The sequence below is a fragment of the Chitinophaga horti genome (assembly GCF_022867795.2).
GTDB classification, from domain to species: Bacteria; Bacteroidota; Bacteroidia; order Chitinophagales; family Chitinophagaceae; genus Chitinophaga; species Chitinophaga horti.
In genome coordinates, this window is the sequence record NZ_CP107006.1 from 1460732 (window position 1) to 1478696 (window position 17965).

19 protein-coding genes, 1 tRNA gene and 1 pseudogene are annotated in these 17965 nt (G+C 50.6%); 17 read left to right on the forward strand and 4 right to left on the reverse strand.

Translation table 11 applies throughout. From position 1 onward, the window contains the following. Positions 1-3 precede the first annotated feature (3 nt). A complete protein-coding gene (locus tag MKQ68_RS05980) occupies positions 4-933 on the forward strand; it encodes a PorP/SprF family type IX secretion system membrane protein (RefSeq protein ID WP_264282507.1) in 930 nt (309 codons plus the stop codon). A 3-nt stretch (positions 934-936) separates the two neighbouring features. Next, positions 937-2379: a tetratricopeptide repeat protein gene (locus MKQ68_RS05985; RefSeq protein WP_264282508.1), complete on the forward strand. Its 1443-nt coding sequence runs from the start codon at positions 937-939 to the stop codon at positions 2377-2379. 73 nt (positions 2380-2452) lie between these two features. Here the strand turns inward: MKQ68_RS05985 and MKQ68_RS05990 are convergent, their stop codons facing one another. After that, the gene (locus MKQ68_RS05990; protein WP_264282509.1) at positions 2453-2755 is read right to left on the reverse strand and encodes a hypothetical protein; all 303 of its coding nucleotides are present in this window, start codon (positions 2753-2755) and stop codon (positions 2453-2455) included. Positions 2756-2995: 240 nt separating this feature from the next. On the opposite strand from MKQ68_RS05990, the gene MKQ68_RS05995 reads away from it, so the two are divergent. The 4 genes from MKQ68_RS05995 to MKQ68_RS06010 all read left to right on the forward strand — a co-directional run bounded on the left by MKQ68_RS05995 (position 2996) and on the right by MKQ68_RS06010 (position 6150). Further along, entirely contained in the window at positions 2996-4594 is a 1599-nt protein-coding gene (locus MKQ68_RS05995) for a DEAD/DEAH box helicase (RefSeq protein WP_264282510.1), read from the forward strand. Positions 4595-4715: 121 nt separating this feature from the next. After that, entirely contained in the window at positions 4716-5183 is a 468-nt protein-coding gene (locus tag MKQ68_RS06000) for an RNA polymerase sigma factor (RefSeq protein WP_264282511.1), read from the forward strand. A gap of 3 nt (positions 5184-5186) precedes the next feature. Further along, positions 5187-5714, forward strand: coding sequence for a hypothetical protein (locus tag MKQ68_RS06005; protein ID WP_264282512.1), 528 nt, complete (start codon positions 5187-5189; stop codon positions 5712-5714). A gap of 103 nt (positions 5715-5817) precedes the next feature. Then, positions 5818-6150: a hypothetical protein gene (locus tag MKQ68_RS06010; RefSeq protein ID WP_264282513.1), complete on the forward strand. Its 333-nt coding sequence runs from the start codon at positions 5818-5820 to the stop codon at positions 6148-6150. Between the two features lie 6 nt (positions 6151-6156). Here the strand turns inward: MKQ68_RS06010 and MKQ68_RS06015 are convergent, their stop codons facing one another. Together MKQ68_RS06015 and MKQ68_RS06020 are read right to left on the reverse strand one after the other, a co-directional pair. After that, complete coding sequence (locus MKQ68_RS06015) at positions 6157-6579, reverse strand: hypothetical protein (protein ID WP_264282514.1); 423 nt, start codon at positions 6577-6579, stop codon at positions 6157-6159. A gap of 109 nt (positions 6580-6688) precedes the next feature. After that, positions 6689-7336: a hypothetical protein gene (locus MKQ68_RS06020; protein WP_264282515.1), complete on the reverse strand. Its 648-nt coding sequence runs from the start codon at positions 7334-7336 to the stop codon at positions 6689-6691. A gap of 226 nt (positions 7337-7562) precedes the next feature. On the opposite strand from MKQ68_RS06020, the gene MKQ68_RS06025 reads away from it, so the two are divergent. The 3 genes and pseudogenes from MKQ68_RS06025 (at position 7563) to MKQ68_RS06035 (ending at position 11421) form a co-directional block, all read left to right on the forward strand. Continuing rightward, a complete protein-coding gene (locus tag MKQ68_RS06025; RefSeq protein ID WP_264282516.1) occupies positions 7563-10376 on the forward strand; it encodes a TonB-dependent receptor in 2814 nt (937 codons plus the stop codon). Between the two features lie 11 nt (positions 10377-10387). Further along, positions 10388-10903 (forward strand): annotated as a pseudogene (locus MKQ68_RS06030) (phytase); the annotation flags it as partial. 125 nt (positions 10904-11028) lie between these two features. Then, entirely contained in the window at positions 11029-11421 is a 393-nt protein-coding gene (locus MKQ68_RS06035) for a phytase (protein ID WP_264282517.1), read from the forward strand. 35 nt (positions 11422-11456) lie between these two features. Here the strand turns inward: MKQ68_RS06035 and MKQ68_RS06040 are convergent, their stop codons facing one another. Beyond that, positions 11457-11993: a DinB family protein gene (locus MKQ68_RS06040; protein ID WP_264282518.1), complete on the reverse strand. Its 537-nt coding sequence runs from the start codon at positions 11991-11993 to the stop codon at positions 11457-11459. Between the two features lie 114 nt (positions 11994-12107). Between MKQ68_RS06040 and MKQ68_RS06045 the strand changes: the two genes are divergently transcribed. The 8 genes from MKQ68_RS06045 to MKQ68_RS06080 all read left to right on the forward strand — a co-directional run bounded on the left by MKQ68_RS06045 (position 12108) and on the right by MKQ68_RS06080 (position 17953). Beyond that, entirely contained in the window at positions 12108-13358 is a 1251-nt protein-coding gene (locus MKQ68_RS06045; protein ID WP_264282519.1) for a putative DNA modification/repair radical SAM protein, read from the forward strand. Beyond that, positions 13358-14107: a TIGR03915 family putative DNA repair protein gene (locus MKQ68_RS06050; RefSeq protein ID WP_264282520.1), complete on the forward strand. Its 750-nt coding sequence runs from the start codon at positions 13358-13360 to the stop codon at positions 14105-14107. The genes MKQ68_RS06045 and MKQ68_RS06050 overlap by 1 nt, the downstream gene beginning before the upstream one ends. 238 nt (positions 14108-14345) lie before the next feature. Next, positions 14346-15167: a HipA family kinase gene (locus tag MKQ68_RS06055; protein WP_264282521.1), complete on the forward strand. Its 822-nt coding sequence runs from the start codon at positions 14346-14348 to the stop codon at positions 15165-15167. Continuing rightward, on the forward strand, positions 15145-15531 hold the full coding sequence (locus MKQ68_RS06060; RefSeq protein WP_264282522.1) for a DUF3037 domain-containing protein: 387 nt from the start codon (positions 15145-15147) through the stop codon (positions 15529-15531). The genes MKQ68_RS06055 and MKQ68_RS06060 overlap by 23 nt, the downstream gene beginning before the upstream one ends. Positions 15532-15811: 280 nt before the next feature. Beyond that, positions 15812-15884, forward strand: a tRNA-Lys gene (locus MKQ68_RS06065). 149 nt (positions 15885-16033) lie between these two features. Continuing rightward, the gene (locus MKQ68_RS06070) at positions 16034-16372 is read left to right on the forward strand and encodes a DUF2185 domain-containing protein (protein WP_244840008.1); all 339 of its coding nucleotides are present in this window, start codon (positions 16034-16036) and stop codon (positions 16370-16372) included. Positions 16373-16375: 3 nt separating this feature from the next. After that, entirely contained in the window at positions 16376-17239 is an 864-nt protein-coding gene (locus tag MKQ68_RS06075) for a helix-turn-helix domain-containing protein (RefSeq protein WP_264282523.1), read from the forward strand. 60 nt (positions 17240-17299) lie between these two features. Then, positions 17300-17953, forward strand: a complete 654-nt coding sequence (locus MKQ68_RS06080) for a siderophore-interacting protein (RefSeq protein ID WP_264282524.1) — start codon at positions 17300-17302, stop codon at positions 17951-17953. The last annotated feature ends 12 nt before the right edge of the window (positions 17954-17965 follow it).

Consider the following 17965-nt stretch of genomic DNA (forward strand, 5'->3'; position numbering starts at 1 on the left):
CCGATGAAAAAGCTGTTATTGTTAAAAGGGATGTTGCTGCTGGCTTTGGCCGGACAGGCGCAGCAGGATGCAATGTATACACAATATATGTTCAACACCATGGCGATCAACCCCGGTTATGCGGGCAGCCGTGGTAACCTGAGCGCTACAGCGATGTATCGCCGGCAATGGATAGGTGTGGAGGGGGCGCCCGAAACACAAACAGTGTCGCTCGACATGGCCACGCGCGACCGGAAAATAGGGTTGGGGCTGCAAGCCTTTAACGACAAAATAGGCATCACGAAGTCCACGGGATTTTATATGACGTACGCCTATCGCATCAACTTTAAAGATGATGTAAGTTCATTAGGGATCGGCTTGCAGGGCGGGTTTACGAACTTTCGCGCGAACCTCGCCAAGGTAGATCTGATCGATCAGAACGGCGATCCGGCGTTCATGCAAAACGTGAATGCCATGATGCCCAGTTTCGGGGCGGGATTGTACTACAATAACGATCGCTTTTACGCCGGCTTTTCGATTCCCAACATCGTGCGCACGTATCTGCGTAAGGAGCAGTACTTGTACCAGACAGATGTGGTGGCGCATCGTTTCATGCACTTGTTTTTCATGACGGGTTATGTGTTTGACCTGGGAGAGGATTATAAGCTGAAGCCGTCATTACTGGTGAAAGCGGTGAGTGGCGCGCCGATAGAGGCTGACATCAATGCGAATCTCTGGATAAAAGATATCGTATCTGTAGGCGCCTCGTACCGCACCGGCGACGCGATAGCCGGGTTGCTGGAATTGCAGCTGGGCAGCCAGTTCAGGCTGGGTTATGCATATGATCACAGCATCTCAAAACTGGTAAAGTATAACCAGGGCACACATGAAATTATGTTACGTTTTGAATTCGGATGGGAGCGGGGCGAGATCCTTTCACCTAGGTATTTTTAAAGTATGAAGAGCTGTACACAACTGTTTTTGTTGATCCTGCTGTTGGTGGCCCATGCCGCCACGGCCCAGAAAGAGGTGGAGAAAGCAGACCGCGAATACGTGGCCCTGCGTTATCGTAATGCCATTCCCATTTACCTGCGTGCGCTGGAAAAAGACTCATCCGATGCGGAGGTGGTAACGAAGCTGGCAGACTGCCTGTACAAAATCAGGGACTATCCCAATGCGCTATACTGGTACGCTAAAGCGGTAAAGATGGATCCCTCGAATACGCGACTCGCGTTGCCGTACGCGCAATTACTGGCCGCTAACTCCGAATACGGAAAGGCGGCAATCTGGTACGAAAAACACCTCGACGAAGCCGGCAGCGACGAAACTGCCAGGAACTTCCTGGATACGTACATGCACCTTGACCGCTTCATGGACTCGAGCCGCTGGGACATTCGTTTCCTAAACATCAATACGGGGTACGATGAGTTTAGCCCGTCCTGGTTCGATGGCGGACTAATATTCGTGAGCAACCGCCCGCGTACGGTGGTGAGCAAAAATACCTTTGAATGGGATCGCACACCGTTCCTCAGTTTGTACCAGGTAGCTGATACGAGCATCGTGAAAACGGTAGACCCGCCCGCCGCACCGCATATCGATATGGATAAATACCAGGGAGTGTACCGGCCCACGCCTAACGATAGCCGCCGCGTATCGGCCCCGGCAGCGGAACTACGACTTCCCATGGAGTTGCCGCCCGTGCCGAAGGAAAGTGTTGTGTTGTTCAACAAACAGCTGGAATCCCGCTTCCATGAGGGGCCGGTAAGCTTTAACAGTCGCGGTGATACGATCTTTATGAGCCGCAACAACGTTTTCAAAGGCAAGTCTGGCAAAGATAAAAAGGGTGTGAACCGCCTGAAGATCTACTCCGCCATATTCCGTTACGGGGACTGGAAAGACTTTACGGAGTTTCCATACAATAGCGATGAATACTCCGTCGGCCACCCGGCCTTAACCGCGGATGGCGACTTTTTGTACTTCGTATCCGATATGCCCGGGGGCCGCGGTGGCAGCGACATCTGGTATTGCCGTAAAATGAGTAATGGCTGGTCGGCCCCGGTGAACGCGGGCCCGGCGATCAATACCAAAGGCAATGAAATGTTTCCTTACATCAGCAAGGATGGCACCCTTTATTTTTCTTCCGACGGAAAGGGTGGCCTGGGCGGACTGGACATCTTCCTCATTCGCCTGCAGGACGATTTGCCCGCCGGTAAGGCGGCTAACCTCGGTTATCCCGTTAATTCCTCGCGGGACGATTTCGGTGTGCTGCTGAACAAAGATGGTTACACTGGTTACTTTAGTTCTAACCGATGTGGTAGCGACGATCTTTATTACTTCCGGTTCGTTGGTCCCGGTTATCCTTCGGGGATCGTTACGCCTGTAACACAAGTTGCAAGGTGATAGTAAAGTAAAAGCTGAAGTGAGTGACACAACGGCGGCTGAGAGGAGTGGTTGAAGCTCGTCCCGAAAAAAATTAACCCAACGCTGGTCCGTCTGGCTGGATGTTAGACTGGTGGCCGGATTGAAGTGTTTTTAAAGCGATGTAAATGTCCTGCGCGATCGCGCGGCCTTCCGGTGAAGAAATGGCCGGCTCAAATTGAATACCTGTGTCTTTTTCTACGAGTGTAAGGTCGTTTGGGATGAAGTCCTGGAACAGTTTGGACGTATCATTATGTAGGATGTGATACGCCTTCCAGCCATCTAACGTTTTCTCCTCCACAGTAAGCTGGTATAACTTGCCATTGATCCGCGCAGGGAACTGGTGAATTACTGACATACCCTTCCGTGTTTTAGTGAATTTATCGTGCAACTTTGGGGCCAAACGCGGCAGTAACCAGCCTCAGATATTACACTGGGAAAGTTTGCAGTGCTGAAAATGAGCGCATTGTGGATCGTAAACTGCCGTCAACAGCGGGTTTAGGCGTTATGGCCGGCCGGGCTCAAGGTTATTTGCGCGTCCGTCGCTATTTCGTTATCTTTACCGTATTGAGCGAATATATTAACAAATACGACTATTTTGAATTTTACAGAATTTGGTTTTGATGACAGGTTGCTGGATGGCATTGATGCTATGCGCTACGAAAAGGCAACCCCTATACAGGAAGAAGTAATACCCCCCATTATTGAAGGCCGGGACATTATGGCCTGCGCACAGACCGGCACCGGTAAAACTGCTGCTTTCCTGCTTCCCGTTATGCATAAGCTGCTGACGGAACCGCATCACGCACAAAAGATCAACTCCATGGTAATTGTACCTACGCGCGAGTTGGCGGTGCAAATATCACAAACACTAGAGGGTATCTCATACTTTACTAATATCAGTTCTATCGCCGTTTATGGTGGTGGCAGCGGTGCTAACTTTGCTATCGAAAAGAAGGCACTGTCTTCGGGCGTTGATATGGTGATTTGTACGCCTGGCCGTATGATCGCCCACCTCAACATGGGGTATGTGAAGATGGATGAACTGCGTTACCTCGTGTTAGACGAGGCCGACCGCATGCTGGACATGGGCTTTCACGACGATATCGTAAAGATCATTTCCTACCTGCCGAAGGAGCGCCAGAATCTGCTGTTTTCCGCTACCATGCCGGATAAAATGCGTAAGCTCGCCATGTCGATCCTGCGCAACCCGGTAGAAGTCAATATCGCAATCAGCAAGCCACCGGAGAAGATCCGCCAGGAAGCTTTCGTGGTGTTCGAAGAGCAGAAAGCCCCGTTGATCAAAGACATTTTGCGTCAGCGCGACTTTAACAGTGTGGTGGTGTTTTGCTCCCGCAAACAAAACGTAAAACAACTGTGCGCGGAGTTAAAACGCGCGAAACTTTCCGTAGAACAGATCCATTCCGACCTGGAGCAGGAAACCCGCGAGCAGGTGCTGATGGACTTCCGCAGTCATCGTTTGAAAATACTGGTGGCTACAGACATCCTGAGCCGCGGTATCGATATTGAAGATATTGACCTGGTGATCAATTACGACGTACCGAACGACGGTGAGGATTACGTACACCGTATCGGTCGTACGGCCCGCGCGGCCGCTGAGGGTACGGCTTACACGTTCATCAGTCCGAAAGAGCAGAACAAGTTTCGCCGGATCGAGCAGCTGATAGGCCGTGAGGTAACCAAGGCGCAAGTGGAAGAAAAGTTTGGCCCTACGCCTGCTTACCAGCCTGGTGGCGGCGGTGGTGGTAAACGCAGGCCCGGCGGCGGTGGCCAGAAGGGGGTGGGCATCGCTCAGGTGGTCCGCGTCCTCCACGTCCGCAAGGCGAAGGTCAGCGTGGCCCTCGTCCGCAAGGACAGCCGCATAATAATGGTCCACGTCCTCAACGTCCGCCACGTCCGCAGGGTGAAGGCCAAAACGGCGAATCACGTCCGCAGGGGGAAGGTGGTAAACGTAAGTTCCATCCAAAACGCCGCGGTGGCGACGGAGAGCGCACGGCTGGCCAGGAAGGCAACCAGGAGCAGAAGCAGGCCCAATAGCCTTTATCATATTGTAATCGGAATGCCGGTACCACTCAGTGGTGCCGGCATTTTTGTTTTGATTTGTACGCCGGCTTTTACCTATCCTTCAGCCGCCGTTGTGTCACTCCCTTCAGCGGCAGCATCCCTTTCGTCATGACGAATAAAGCAACGGCATCCTTATACGAAGGCGGCTCGCTTCAGTCCATCCGCAATGACCATCCATCGGTACTGTAAGTTTTTCCATCAGGGCGCAACTAATACAGTAACTTTTAGCCGATATGGAATTTGAACAACTGCTTGGGGCTCACCAGGGCATCATTCACAAGGTTTGCCGCCTTTACCGCGATAGCCGGGAAGATCGGGAGGACCTGTACCAGGAGATCGCGTACCAGCTTTGGAAGTCATACCCCGCTTACCGGGGCGAGGCCGGGCATAGTACCTGGGTGTATCGCATTGCCCTTAATACTGCCATAGCCGCCTTCCGCCGCAGGCGGCCGGATGTCCGGTACCCCGGCGAGATGCCGGAAAAGCAGGCAGAGGGCGCCGATGAGGAACAGGAGTACCGCCTCCAGTTGTTCTGGCAGGCCCTGCGCCAGCTGCCTGATGGGGAAAAGGCATTGATGGTGCTTTACCTGGAGGACCTGAATTACCGCGAAATTGCGGAGGTGACCGGCATCTCTGAAAACCATGTGGGCGTAAAGCTCAATCGCATCCGCACAAAATTGAAACAACTTCTAAAACAATAAAAAATGGACGAACTGAAATCCGCCTGGAATGAGGCAAACAAAAATATGTCGCCAGCTACTGCCACCTGGGAACCACGTGAACAAAAAGTAACGCGACAGATCAAACGCCAGCTGATAATTGAAAGCATCGCCTGGACTGCACTGCTATTGGTATTCCGTGATATCTTCGATGGTGATGAGAAGCCGCTTTACCTGAACGTAATATTAGCGTCGGCAGTGCTGTTCATGCTGGCGCACAATGTATCTGGGTTGCTGGCGGCGCGCAACCTTATTAATGGTACCGACTTAAAGGCTTCGTTGCACCGTTATGTACGGCGGTTACAGGTGTTTGGCGCCGTGGCCGTACTGGGTAGGGCGTTAGGTGTGGCAGCGTTGTTGTGGTTCTTTTGTGCCGGCATGACTTTTAACGCTACGAAGTATTGGCTGCTGGCAGGCGCACTGGTGGTAATCGGTGTGCAACTCTTTCTGCTGGGGCGCTTGTGGGCTGCGCGGGTCACCAGGATCCGGGCGGCGTTATCAGACCTTCAGTAGTAAGCATGGTGAGCCCAAGAGGCGAGCTGGGCAAAAACTTAACATTGGGATGCGCGGGAGGAGTGTTATTTTTATATTATCAAATTGTAAACAATAGCGAGATATGCCAGATAAGAAAGAAACCCGCAAAAAAATAACCTCTTTGCTCGAGAATGCATTAGCAAGCTTTAAGGAAGAACTGGGAGAAAAGAAATTCGCCAAACGTATCGAGAAGGCCGCCAAGCTGATTAGCGAAGGGCTGGAAGATGACAAATCGCCTAAAACAGAAAAGGCACCCAAAGCAGAAAAATTAAAAAAAGAAAAGCCCGCCAAAGCTGAAAAGCCAGCGATAGCGAAAGTGGCCGCTAAAAAAGCTGCTGCGCCTAAGGCTAAAGCCAAAGCAAAAGTGGCGAAGAAGGCGGCTGCGAAGAAAAGTGCGAAAGCCGCCACTAAATAAAGCGGCTTAAGACAGCCGCCCAACTACATCGAGCAACTCCTCAGAAAGGGCTTTATTGACCTTTGTGAGGTGTTCGCGGCTGCAGTCGATGTATCCCATCTCAAAAAACTGCTCCCAGGTAAGGTCAGCATCTTCGCCGCCCAGCGTACCGCCATCTTCGAATGTGACGGTCACATGGTCGCCGGTAGCTTCCAGTTCGAATTTGCCCCTGTTGTTGTAAAGGTAACGTACCAGCTCACTGTCGATCAGAAAGCTGATCGCCTGGCGTGGGCCGAGCGGATATAACCGATCAAACAACATGTAGCAGATAAATGCTTCCGGTAACTGCAATTGAGCCGCCACGCTGCGGCATACCGCATTAAAATCAACCCCGCCTTTCTGGTTACTGTCAAAGATAAGTGTGTCTGTGCCTGATGAAATGCTGGTCATAATTCGTCGATTGATGGCTCTCGGATGCTTGGAAAAGATAGAATACCTTAACAAATTAGAATAAATCTGTCAGCATTTAGTTAACGGGATGTTATTATAACATAATCGTTTACGAGTGCTGATTGGCTGATATACTGCATTTATCCAGAAATAACCGTACCAGGCTGATCGATGTTTGCTGCAGGGCCGACCGTCCGCGGGTAATTGGCTCGGTGCTGATATGCTTCAGTAGCTTCTTTTCGGCTTCGTCGATGAGGCACGGACCCACATTCAGAAAGGTGCCCATGGTTTGTCCGGCAACTTCCACTTCCTTCCTGATACCAGGGTAGTTTTCAAACAGCTTTTGCCATACAATCCACGATGGGTCTACCTGTACGAACTGGTAGCGGCCAGGCTCCAATGTAATTTCATAGTTGATATTGCGCAGGTATAACAGGGAGGCTTCGCCTTCTCTGAAATGGTTCGTTTGGCCGTCCAGCACCAGTTGCATATTGTTTTCGAGCATATAGTGGAAAGAGGTGGAGGGAACATCGGGGTAAAACTCGAATTGTGTAATCTGCTCTACAGTAAGGTTAAAATGCCAGTACACAAGATTCACCAGGCTTACCCGCTGGATCAGCAGTTTACCGAAAGGAACAGGGGGGAGGTAGGCCTGTGCGTTGGGTATCAGGTCCGCGTGATACAGTTCCCGTTGTTGCGGGTCTCTTAGCTGGTATAGGTGCTGAAGCTTATTACATTGTCGTATCCTGAAATTCATGAAACGGAGGAAGCTTGATGTGATGTTAGTGATGTCTTAAGCAATGCGGGGGTTAAAACAGTAATGAATGCACTCTGCAATATTAGGCTACAGGGCTGCATTATTGCAGCATTTTAACCGCAGTGTTAATATTGCAGCAACAATTCCTTAACCTTTCGATAACGTTATTCATTGGGGGCTTCGGCGCACATCGACTAATCTTGCACTCAAATTTTAACAGCTAGATATGCGCAAGATTTTTACGCTCGTACTGATGGTATTCTCCTGCATCGGTGCCTATGCACAAAGTGGCCTGTTAACCGGTTCGGTTATCGACAAGGGTCAAAACCTGTCCCTCCCTGGTGCTACTTTAAAACTTACACCTGGTAACCAATACACGATCTCTAACCAGTTTGGCAAGTTCGAGTTTTTAAAGGTGCCTGTAGGCAGTTACACACTGACGGTGACTTACATGGGTTACCAGACTGCTACGCAATCGGTAACAGTTGAAGAGAACAAAGCTACCACCGTTAAAATGCAGCTCGAAAGCGGCGGCGTTTCCGGTAAAGAAGTGGTGGTAATGGGCGACCGTCTGCGTGGCCAGGCCAAAGCATTGAACCAGCAAAAGAACAAGCCGAATATCAGCAACATCGTATCTGCCGACCAGATCGGCCGCTTCCCGGATGCGAACATTGGCGATGCGATCAAACGTATTCCCGGTGTAACCATGCAGAACGACCAGGGCGAAGCGCGTAACATCATCATCCGCGGCCTGGCCCCGGAACTGAATTCCGTTACGCTTAACGGCGACCGCATCCCTTCTGCCGAAGGTGATAACCGTCGTGTGCAGATGGACCTGATCCCTTCCGACATGGTGCAGACCATCGAGGTGAATAAGACTTTAACACCTGATATGGATGCCGACGCGATCGGTGGTTCCGTAAACCTGGTAACCCGTGCTGCGCCTACCGGTCCTCGTGTTTCAGCTACACTTTCCGGAGGTTACAATCCTATCCGCGAAAAGGCGCTTTACACCGGTTCCCTGGTACTGGGCAACCGTTTCATGAAAAATAAACTGGGTGCTGTATTAAGCGCATCTTACAATAACAATGATTACGGTTCTGACGATATGGAAGCTACCTGGGCGAAGGATGATGCAGGTAATGTTTATGTAGAAGAATCAGAGATCCGTACGTACAATGTTCAGCGTATACGTCGCAGTGCATCAGTAGCATTGGACTACCAGTTCAACGCCCGTAACGTAATTTTTGCCAATGCTATGTATAACTGGCGCGACGACCGTGAAAACCGTTTCCGCGTTAGCTATAAAGATATCGAGCCTGCTTATGATGGCAACGATAACATTACCGGCTACACTGGTTCCGTTGTTCGTGAATCTAAAGGTGGTATCGAAAACAACCGTAACAAAGGCCGCAGGCTGGAAGATCAGCGCGTGCAGAACTACTCCCTGCGCGGTGAACACCTGCTGGGTAGCAAAGTAAACCTGGATTGGGGTGCATCCTTCTCCACCGCGAGTGAGGATCGTCCGAACGAGCGTTACATTGAATATGAACTGGAAGATCAGGCGATCAACCTGGATCTTGCTAATCCGAAGTTTCCGATGGCGAGCGCTCCAGGAGCCACTAATCCCGATTTTTCCCTGGCCGCTATTTCCGAAAACCACGACCACACCCGTGAGAATGAGTTGGGCCTGCGGTTGAACTTCCGCGTACCTTTAAGCATCGTGCCTGGTCAGAAAGGTCGCCTGCGTTTCGGTACCCGCGTTCGTCTGAAAGACAAGAAACGTGATAACAACTTCTTTGAATATGAGCCACTGAGCGAACTGGATGCTTTCGGCAGCCCATCTACCTCTTTCACTATTGATGGTAATTACGAGCCGGGATCCAAATATGCTAACCGTGGTGCTTTCATTAAGAAGGAATACCTGGGTGGCCTGCAGTTGAAGAACACCAGCCTGTTTGAGCAAAAAGACAAGGCTGACGAGTATCTCGCTATCAACTTTAAAGCAAAAGAAACCATCACAGCCGGTTACCTGCGTTTCGACCAGGACCTGACCAGCCAGCTGTCTATGATCGCCGGTGTGCGTTTCGAGAATACCAGCATCGATTATACTGGTAACGTGGTGGAAAATGAAGAAGACCTGGCCGGAGAGCGCAGTATCTCTAACAGCTACCTGAACATCCTGCCGAACCTGAGCTTTAAATACAATGTAAGCAACGATTTCATCCTCCGCGCTGCCGTTACTACTTCTATTGCCCGCCCGAATTACTACGACCTCGCACCGTACGTGAGCACTGTGGCTGACGATGAGGAGTTGTCTGCCGGTAACCCGAACCTGAAAGCCGCTTACGCCTGGAACTTCGATGTGATGGGTGAATACTACTTTAAATCAGTAGGTATCCTTTCTGGTGGTGTGTTTTACAAAAACATCAAAGACTTCATTTACGTATACCGCGATCAGCAGTATAACACTGCAAAATACGCGGCTGATTATCCAGATCTGACCAACCCGATCCCTGCTGGAGACAACTGGGTGTACAAACAATCCCGCAACGGCGATAACGTGAAAGTTTACGGTTTCGAAGTAGCGCTGCAACGCCAGCTCGACTTCCTGCCAGGTGCGTTGAAAGGTTTGGGAATGTATGCGAACTATACTTACACTAAATCTAAAGCAGACGGTATTTACAATGCTGATGGCGACAAACGTACCGATGTAATGCTGCCTGGTACTGCACCGCACATGTTTAACGTATCTCTGTCTTTCGAGAACAAACGTTTCACGGCGCGTGTTTCCGGCAACTACACAGCAGCTTACCTGGATGAACTGGGAGGTGATGACTTCAGCGACCGTTTCTACGACAAACAATTTTTCCTCGATGCCAACGCATCTTACAAAATTGCGAACCACTGGCGTATTTTCGCTGAAGCGAACAACCTGACTAACCAGTCGTTACGTTATTACCAGGGTATTTCTTCCCGCACTATGCAGGACGAATACTACCGTCCCCGTTACAATTTCGGGGTGAAGTTTGACTTATAATCTGTGAATGAATGTTTAGAAAGAAATTAACGCACGCAGCCTGCCTCGCCGTTCTGGCGCTGGCGGCCTGCGGCGAAAAAAAGCTACCGGTACATGCAGACGCTATCAAGCCGATAGCAGTAACGGAAGAAACAAAGTTTGATACTGATGATCCTGCGATCTGGATCAATAAAGCTGATACAGCGCATAGCCTGATCGTAGGGACCGATAAAGATACCAACGGCGGTTTATACACCTTTGACCTGGACGGTAAAATCCAGAAGAGCGTGCCGTTGAAACGTCCGAACAACGTAGACCTCACTTATGGTTTTATGTTGAATGGCGTGCCCGTAGACATCGCGGTCGTAACGGAAAGAGAAGCGAATAAGATCCGCATCTTCAGCCTGCCCGACCTGCGTCCGCTCGACAATGGTGGTATCCCCGTTTTTGAGGGCGAAACAGAACGCGATCCGATGGGTATTGCCTTGTATAACCGTCCGGCCGATTCGGCGATATTTGCCATCGTCGGCCGCAAATCCGGTCCTGCGCAGGGTTACCTGTGGCAATATCGTTTGGAAGATGCGGGCAATGGTACCATCAAAGCGACCGTGGTACGCAAGTTTGGGCATACAGTGGTAAAAAAGAGATTGAAGCGATTGCGGTGGATAACCAGATGGGGTACGTGTACTATTCTGATGAAACAGTGGGCGTGCGTAAATATTCCGCTAATCCGGGTAACGAGCAGGAGCTGGGCATGTTCGCTAAAACAGGCTTTGCGTCTGACCATGAGGGCATTTCTATTTACCCGACTGGCGATAGCACCGGGTACGTACTGGTGTCAAATCAACAGAACAATACATTTGAAGTGTTTAGCCGAGAGGGTAGCAACACCTTCCTGGCCACCGTACCCGTATCCACCGACGAAAGCGACGGATCGGATGTAACGGCCGTGCCGCTGGGTGCGAAGTACCCGAAAGGACTGTTCGTGGCGATGAGTAACGGCAAAGTTTTTCACTACTACGATTGGCGCGATATTCAGCAAAAGATAGACGCAGCTAAGAAATAACAGCAAGGGGCAGGGGCGAAAGCTTCTGCCTTTTTTTATTGATGTTTCCCCAGAAGCAGGTAAAACATATAATCCGTCATCGGCGCATCGTGAAGGCCCGCCTGGTGGCCCATAGATGTTAGCTGCCCCCGATGATACATGCTGTGCATGAGCGTGTGCATTAATAATTCCGCCCGTGGCCTGGCTGGTGTCATGCCATAAGATTCTGTAAAGTTACAGGGTTCGTAAAGGGTTTCTTCGTCCAGCGACTGCACATATTCATTTAACACCTCCGCTTGTTCCAATACACCGTCGTACAATTCTTCCAGCGAGCCGTTGAACGTTTGTTGAATATTGACACATTCCCTGCCGGCGGCCATCCAGGAGAACCAGTGCGCTTCTGTGGCCCAGATGTGTAACAGCGTGCTGCGGAGACTATAAAAACTCGAGGCCAGTTCCGCCTCAATAATGCTGGCGGGCTTGCGCTTCAGCCAATTGATCAGTCGATGCGTAGCCCATTGATTGAAGGCCGCATAATCCCTTATTAAGCTGCCAGCGCTTATGGAAGGGCCGGCTTGTACAAGTTGTAACATGATCTACCAATTTATGATACAAAGAAAAAACCGGTTAGTGACAGCAGTATGTCAGGAGTCTAAAATAAATTAGTTTGATGTATTTGCTAAAAAAATTAGTAATTTAGTAATCGTATGTCAGACAGAATTAGTGAGAAACTGCAAATATTGGCGGATGCTGCGAAATACGATGTATCGTGCTCATCCAGCGGAAGTAAGCGTAAGAACGATAATAAGGGCCTGGGGGATGCGTATGGCAGTGGGATTTGCCACACCTATACCGAAGACGGCCGTTGTGTATCGCTGCTGAAAATCTTGTTGACCAACTTCTGCATTTATGATTGCGCCTACTGTGTAACGCGGAAAAGTAATGATATCAAACGCGTCGCTTTTACGGTCCAGGAAGTCGTAGATCTTACCATTAATTTTTACCGGCGAAATTATATAGAGGGATTGTTCCTGAGTTCCGGCATTTTCAAAAATGCTGATTATACGATGGAGCGGCTTGTACTGGTGGCAAAGAAGCTGCGCACCGAGCATAAGTTTAATGGGTATATTCACCTGAAGTCGATACCCGGTGCCAGCGATGAGCTGATGCACGAGGCCGGGTTATATGCTGACAGGCTGAGTGTAAATATAGAGATACCGACGGAGCAGGGTTTAAAACTCCTGGCGCCTGATAAAGACCGGAAGGATATGATAAAACCGATGCATTACCTCAAAGGCGCGATAGAGCAGTCGGAGTCGGAGCGGCAGACCTTAAGGCACGCGCCATTATTTGCACCTGCCGGACAGAGTACCCAGATGATCATTGGGGCCACAGGCGAGTCGGACAAAGATATTATGTACACCGCTCACCAGTTCTATAAAGGCTTTAGCTTGAAACGTGTGTATTACTCCGGCTACGTGCCTGTGAGTTCCGACAGCAGGCTGCCAGGCATGCAAAGCAGGGTGCCGCTGGTGAGGGAAAACAGGTTGTACCAGACCGACTGGCTGATGCGTTTTTACGGCTTTCATATCAGGGAGATTTTGAATGACGAGCATCCGCAGCTGGAAACGGACATTGATCCTAAATTGAGTTGGGCCTTACGGAACATGCAAACCTTTCCCGTGGATATTAATAAAGATGACCTGCAATTGATACTGCGTGTACCCGGTATTGGTGTGCAGTCGGCTCGAAAGATCGTAGCTGCCCGTAAGTTCGGGAAGCTGGATTGGGAGCAGTTGAAGAAAATAGGCGTGGCGATTAACAGGGCGCGGTATTTCATTACCTGTGCGGGCGGGCAGTTTCATCGGGACAGGCCGCACGAGCAGATCAGGCAGTTTATTTTGAATGAGTCGAAGAGTAAATTTCACCGGGGCGTACAACAAGGGAGTTTGTTTTAATGGAAACGATATTAGTGTATGATGGCAGCTGGCCGGGTTTACTTACGGCCGTGTTCGAGGCGTATGCAAATACTTGGGTGGCGGGCATCCGTGCGCTGGACAGGCTCTCGCAGCAGGACGTGTTTGCCAGCCAGATGGAAGTGCCCACCGACCTGGAAAAGGCCGCACGCGTTTGGAAAGGCCTGCATGGCAAAGTGCCTGCTGATGCCTGCAGACAGTTGTATTGCGCTTATCTCTCCGAATTGCCGGGTATAGAAATGGTCATTCTGTCCTGTGCGCGTTTCTACTTCTCCGGTGCAAAGGATCCTCATTTAGCTTATGGCAAGAGTGACGTGCTGCGCATCACCCAGGTAGCCAAATCGGTTGACCGGGAGCGGCATAGGATGAAAGCCTTTGTGCGATTTCAGCGCACCGGTGATGATCTGTATTATGCCGCCGTAGAACCAGATTTTAACGTATTGCCCTTGATTGCCGACCACTTTCAGCATCGGTACGCCGATCAGCGTTGGCTGATCTATGATTTTAAGCGAGGGTATGGCATTTACTATAACCTGCAAACCGTGGAAGAAGTGATGTTTGATGGCGGAGGGCCGGATGCTTCGGATGCCTTGCACGAGGGTGAACAGTTGTACCAGGATTTGTGGAAGGAGTATTTTCAGCGTGTCAATATTAGCGAGCGTAAGAATACGAAGCTGCATTTGAGACATGTGCCAAAGCGGTATTGGCGGTTGCTGACGGAGAAGTGGTAATAGTATATTTTGGACGTGTTGCCATGCGACGCAGGCGTCGGTTGTTGCCGCGTGATGTCGGTGTTGGTTAACAACGGAGTGGTAATAGCGGCTTATTGTGGCATGTGCTAACAGGCTCTAAGGGCGGCAGTGATTGGGAGCGCTCCTGAGTTAATTGAAGTGTATACCACCAGGTGAGTTGACAAAATAACGTTCATATCAAAAACTATATCTAATTTTCGCCTGATTTTAGTTATTGATGACGTTTATAACAGGAGAGGAGATGACCATTCAAACGCCCGTACTCAGAAGCGTTAACGTAGTGCGCTACGTGACGCCGCTACGCGAAGGCGGCTCGCTTCCCGCCATTGTGGAAGCAGACGACGGCTTTTTATATGTTTTGAAATTCAGGGGTGCCGGCCAGGGTCTAAAGGCGCTGGTAGCCGACCTGATAGGAGGCGAACTTGCCCGCGCCCTGGGTTTTAAAGTGCCCGAAATCGTATTTGCTAATCTTGACAGTTCATTTGGCCGTACCGAGCCAGACGAAGAGATACAGGACCTGCTGCGTGCGAGCGAAGGAACGAATCTGGCGTTGCATTACCTCTCAGGTGCTATTACTTATGAACCTGCGGTGATGCGGGTAGACGATCGCCTGTCCTCACAGATCGTATGGCTGGATTGCCTCATCACCAACGTAGACCGCACCCCTCGTAATACCAATATGCTCAGCTGGAATCGTGAGTTATGGCTCATCGATCATGGCGCTTCCTTATACTTCCATCACTCCTGGGATAACTGGGAGGAACAGGCACGCCGTCCGTTCGTGCAGGTGAAAGACCATGTGCTGCTGCCATGGGCCAGTCAGTTGCCGGAGGTGGATGCTGAATTTAAAGCGAAGCTCACGCCTGAACTTGTAAACAACATTGTGGCGATGGTGCCTGACGAATGGCTTACCGGTTATGGCATAGATGCTTCGCCCGCCGAGCGGCGTGAGGTGTATGCGAACTTCCTGCTGACACGTATCAATTCTTCCGAAATCTTTGTAAACGAAGCCCAAAATGCAAGAAAAGCACTTATTTGAGTACGCCGTGATTCGCGTTGTACCAAGGGTGGAACGTGAAGAATTTATTAATGCCGGCATCATCGTTTTCTGTAAAAAACAAAAGTACCTGAAAGCCAGGTTAACACTCAACGACAGTCGCCTGAAGGCCCTGTGCGCCGACACTGACTGCGCTGAAATAAAAGAATACCTTTCTGTGATCGAGAACGTATGCCTTGGCAATCCGGCTACGGGCGGCCCCATCGCCCGGCTCGACATGCCCACCCGTTTCCGCTGGCTGACCGCGACGCGCAGTACGGTGGTGCAGTCGTCGAAAGTGCATCCCGGGTTGACGGATGATCTGGATGCGACGCTGGAGAAGTTGCATGGGGAGTTGGTGGTGTAAGGGGAACGGATAAGAGGCTGTTGCGTCGGCTGCATGCTGATGGTTGCGCAAAGGCGGGCGGTGATAGCATGCAGATGGATTGTAAGGCGCAGATGCGAATCTGTTGCGCGGCTGCATGTTGGCGGTTGGACAAAGGCGGGTAGCGGTGGTATGCAGATAGATTGTAAGGCCTACAGATTAAGCGTCTGTTGATCGCGCGTGAAACGAAGGCAGGTAATGTGCCCTCGCAGCAATATCGCTAATTTGGCAGTTTATCGGATTTTAGTTACTTTAATTACATGACTCCGTAGCTCAGTTGGTAGAGCAACAGACTCTTAATCTGTGGGCCCAGGGTTCGACCCCCTGCGGGGTCACGAAGGAAGCACACCGCGGTGTGCTTTTTTTGTTTTATGATGGTCACACAAGTAAATCGAAACGCCCGCTGTGTTAAATTATAGCAACACCCTCCACCTTTTCTCTCAATAATTGTATTTTCGGTAAACTATCAGTTAAAATACAGGGCATGAGAAAAGAGAAAAATTTTAAACTGAAAGCAGCGGATATTATCGATCTGATCCCTCCCATGGGCGGCTGTGTGGCTACTGACCGAATTACTGTAGACGGTTTGCGCATTACACGCATGTACCGCGAAGCGCCTACCGATGAAAGCGATAGCGGCTGGCAGTTTTACTCCGGTACCGAAACGCAGGAGTACGTCGATGATGCCAACAACTGGTCGATTTACAGCGTTAATACTATCGCCAATTATGATAAGGCCATCATTCCTTACCTCCACTTCCCGGTAGGCACCGACCTCGAACGGGTACCCGGCTCCGATAAGTTCGACATCTTCTGCGGATAGCTCATGGCCAAACAGGAGCATATACCGGTTCATTCCATTACTCAGACTTCCGAGTACGGACTGGAGATCACCCGAAGCGACAGCCAGGGCTTTCTCGAGGCACGTGATCCGTTCGTTGCTCACCGTGACGAGCATTATATTTTCGCTTTGCAGGAAACGGGTAGTACGCAGTTTATCATCGACTTCGAAGAGGTGGCGGTGGAGGGATCCTGTATTTTTTGTGTACTGCCAGGCCAGGTGCATAAGCTGCTGCATTCGCACGATGCGATAGGTTGGTTCATAGCAGCCGACCTTTCCTGGGTGAATGCTGCCAATCGTGCGGTGTTAGAATCGCAGGTAACAAAGCTGGCGCCATTGCCGGTGCAGGGTGAAGACGCTCGTATTCTCAGCGATGCCCTGCGCCTGTTCTCCAACGTTTACCAACATCAAGGTCGCACGCCGCACGCCATGCAGGTGTTACACAGTCTTGCCGACGCCTGGATGGGTATGTTTGCATCGGTCTATCTCACTCATGAAAACAGCACAGCCAGCGGCGAATCGCGCATGCGCAGTATCACCCGGTCGTTCAGGCAACTGCTGTCCCGCGATTATAAAATGGTGAAAAGTCCGGCAGCCTATGCATCATCGCTGAATCTGTCGCCGGCGTACCTGAACGAAGCGGTGAAAGCCGTAACAGGCTTCCCCGTCAGTTATTGGATTCATCGGGAGATTATGCTCGAAGCACGCCGCATGTTATATTACACCGACAGTCACATCAAAGAAATCGCCTACGCCCTGGGTTATGAAGACCAGGCCTACTTCACCCGCCTTTTTACAAGGGTAACCGGCATGCCTCCGCAACAGTTCCGGAAATTATACCGCGAATAGTCCAAAGATTACATCCTTTTATGCATTCTCCCGCCGGGCGGGTTGTTGTTGTTTTGCAGTATGAATCTTGTTAAAAAAGCAGCGACAACGCTCATTGAGAGCGCCTGGGGAAAAACAGGAAGGGTATTGTCAGTCAAAAGCTGGGAACCGGCTACGTTTTTCGAGTTGGAGGTGCATTTCCCTGAAATGTCCATGGAGCGATGGGCCGTGGTACAGCATCTGAAAGTAAAGGTTGCCAGCGGAATATATCGTGATTATACCCCTGCCCGCTGGGATGCCGATCGTAAAATTTGTACTTTGTATGTAGATGCGGTGCATGATGGCCCCGGTAGCCGGTGGGTGCAGGGCCTGCGGGCGGGCGATGAAATCACTTATGTAGGCCCGGGCTCGGCGCAGCATCGTCCGGAGAAGGTAACTCAGTACGCACTGGGCGATCTTAGTAGCCTGGGACACTTCCTGGCCTTGCGGCAGTTGTCGCACAATAACGCTGTCCATATTGCGATTGAGGCTAAGGAGCCCGGGCATCATGATTACCTGCGCGCCCTGGACGTTACCCCCGTGTTAAAAGGGCTGACCAGCTGGTGGCGCGGTCAACGGCAGGAAACGGGCATCGTATATGTAGTAGGCAACATGCGCGACTGCATCAGCATAAGAAAGGAAATTAAAGCAACCGGTTTTAACGGGCGCATTAAAGCGCTGGGCTTTTGGAAATAAAATGAATTGAAC

Bases quoted from the DNA above. Each gene is read 5' to 3' on its own strand.
- MKQ68_RS05980 (WP_264282507.1), top strand. From the start codon at position 4: ATGAAAAAGCTGTTATTGTTAAAAGGGATGTTGCTGCTGGCTTTGGCC.
- MKQ68_RS05985 (WP_264282508.1), top strand. From the start codon at position 937: ATGAAGAGCTGTACACAACTGTTTTTGTTGATCCTGCTGTTGGTGGCC.
- MKQ68_RS05990 (WP_264282509.1), bottom strand. From the start codon at position 2,755: ATGTCAGTAATTCACCAGTTCCCTGCGCGGATCAATGGCAAGTTATAC.
- MKQ68_RS06000 (WP_264282511.1), top strand. From the start codon at position 4,716: ATGGAATTTGAACAACTGCTTGGGGCTCACCAGGGCATCATTCACAAG.
- MKQ68_RS06005 (WP_264282512.1), top strand. From the start codon at position 5,187: ATGGACGAACTGAAATCCGCCTGGAATGAGGCAAACAAAAATATGTCG.
- MKQ68_RS06010 (WP_264282513.1), top strand. From the start codon at position 5,818: ATGCCAGATAAGAAAGAAACCCGCAAAAAAATAACCTCTTTGCTCGAG.
- MKQ68_RS06015 (WP_264282514.1), bottom strand. From the start codon at position 6,579: ATGACCAGCATTTCATCAGGCACAGACACACTTATCTTTGACAGTAAC.
- MKQ68_RS06020 (WP_264282515.1), bottom strand. From the start codon at position 7,336: ATGAATTTCAGGATACGACAATGTAATAAGCTTCAGCACCTATACCAG.
- MKQ68_RS06025 (WP_264282516.1), top strand. From the start codon at position 7,563: ATGCGCAAGATTTTTACGCTCGTACTGATGGTATTCTCCTGCATCGGT.
- MKQ68_RS06035 (WP_264282517.1), top strand. From the start codon at position 11,029: ATGGGGTACGTGTACTATTCTGATGAAACAGTGGGCGTGCGTAAATAT.
- MKQ68_RS06040 (WP_264282518.1), bottom strand. From the start codon at position 11,993: ATGTTACAACTTGTACAAGCCGGCCCTTCCATAAGCGCTGGCAGCTTA.
- MKQ68_RS06045 (WP_264282519.1), top strand. From the start codon at position 12,108: ATGTCAGACAGAATTAGTGAGAAACTGCAAATATTGGCGGATGCTGCG.
- MKQ68_RS06050 (WP_264282520.1), top strand. From the start codon at position 13,358: ATGGAAACGATATTAGTGTATGATGGCAGCTGGCCGGGTTTACTTACG.
- MKQ68_RS06055 (WP_264282521.1), top strand. From the start codon at position 14,346: ATGACGTTTATAACAGGAGAGGAGATGACCATTCAAACGCCCGTACTC.
- MKQ68_RS06060 (WP_264282522.1), top strand. From the start codon at position 15,145: ATGCAAGAAAAGCACTTATTTGAGTACGCCGTGATTCGCGTTGTACCA.
- MKQ68_RS06070 (WP_244840008.1), top strand. From the start codon at position 16,034: ATGAGAAAAGAGAAAAATTTTAAACTGAAAGCAGCGGATATTATCGAT.
- MKQ68_RS06075 (WP_264282523.1), top strand. From the start codon at position 16,376: ATGGCCAAACAGGAGCATATACCGGTTCATTCCATTACTCAGACTTCC.
- MKQ68_RS06080 (WP_264282524.1), top strand. From the start codon at position 17,300: ATGAATCTTGTTAAAAAAGCAGCGACAACGCTCATTGAGAGCGCCTGG.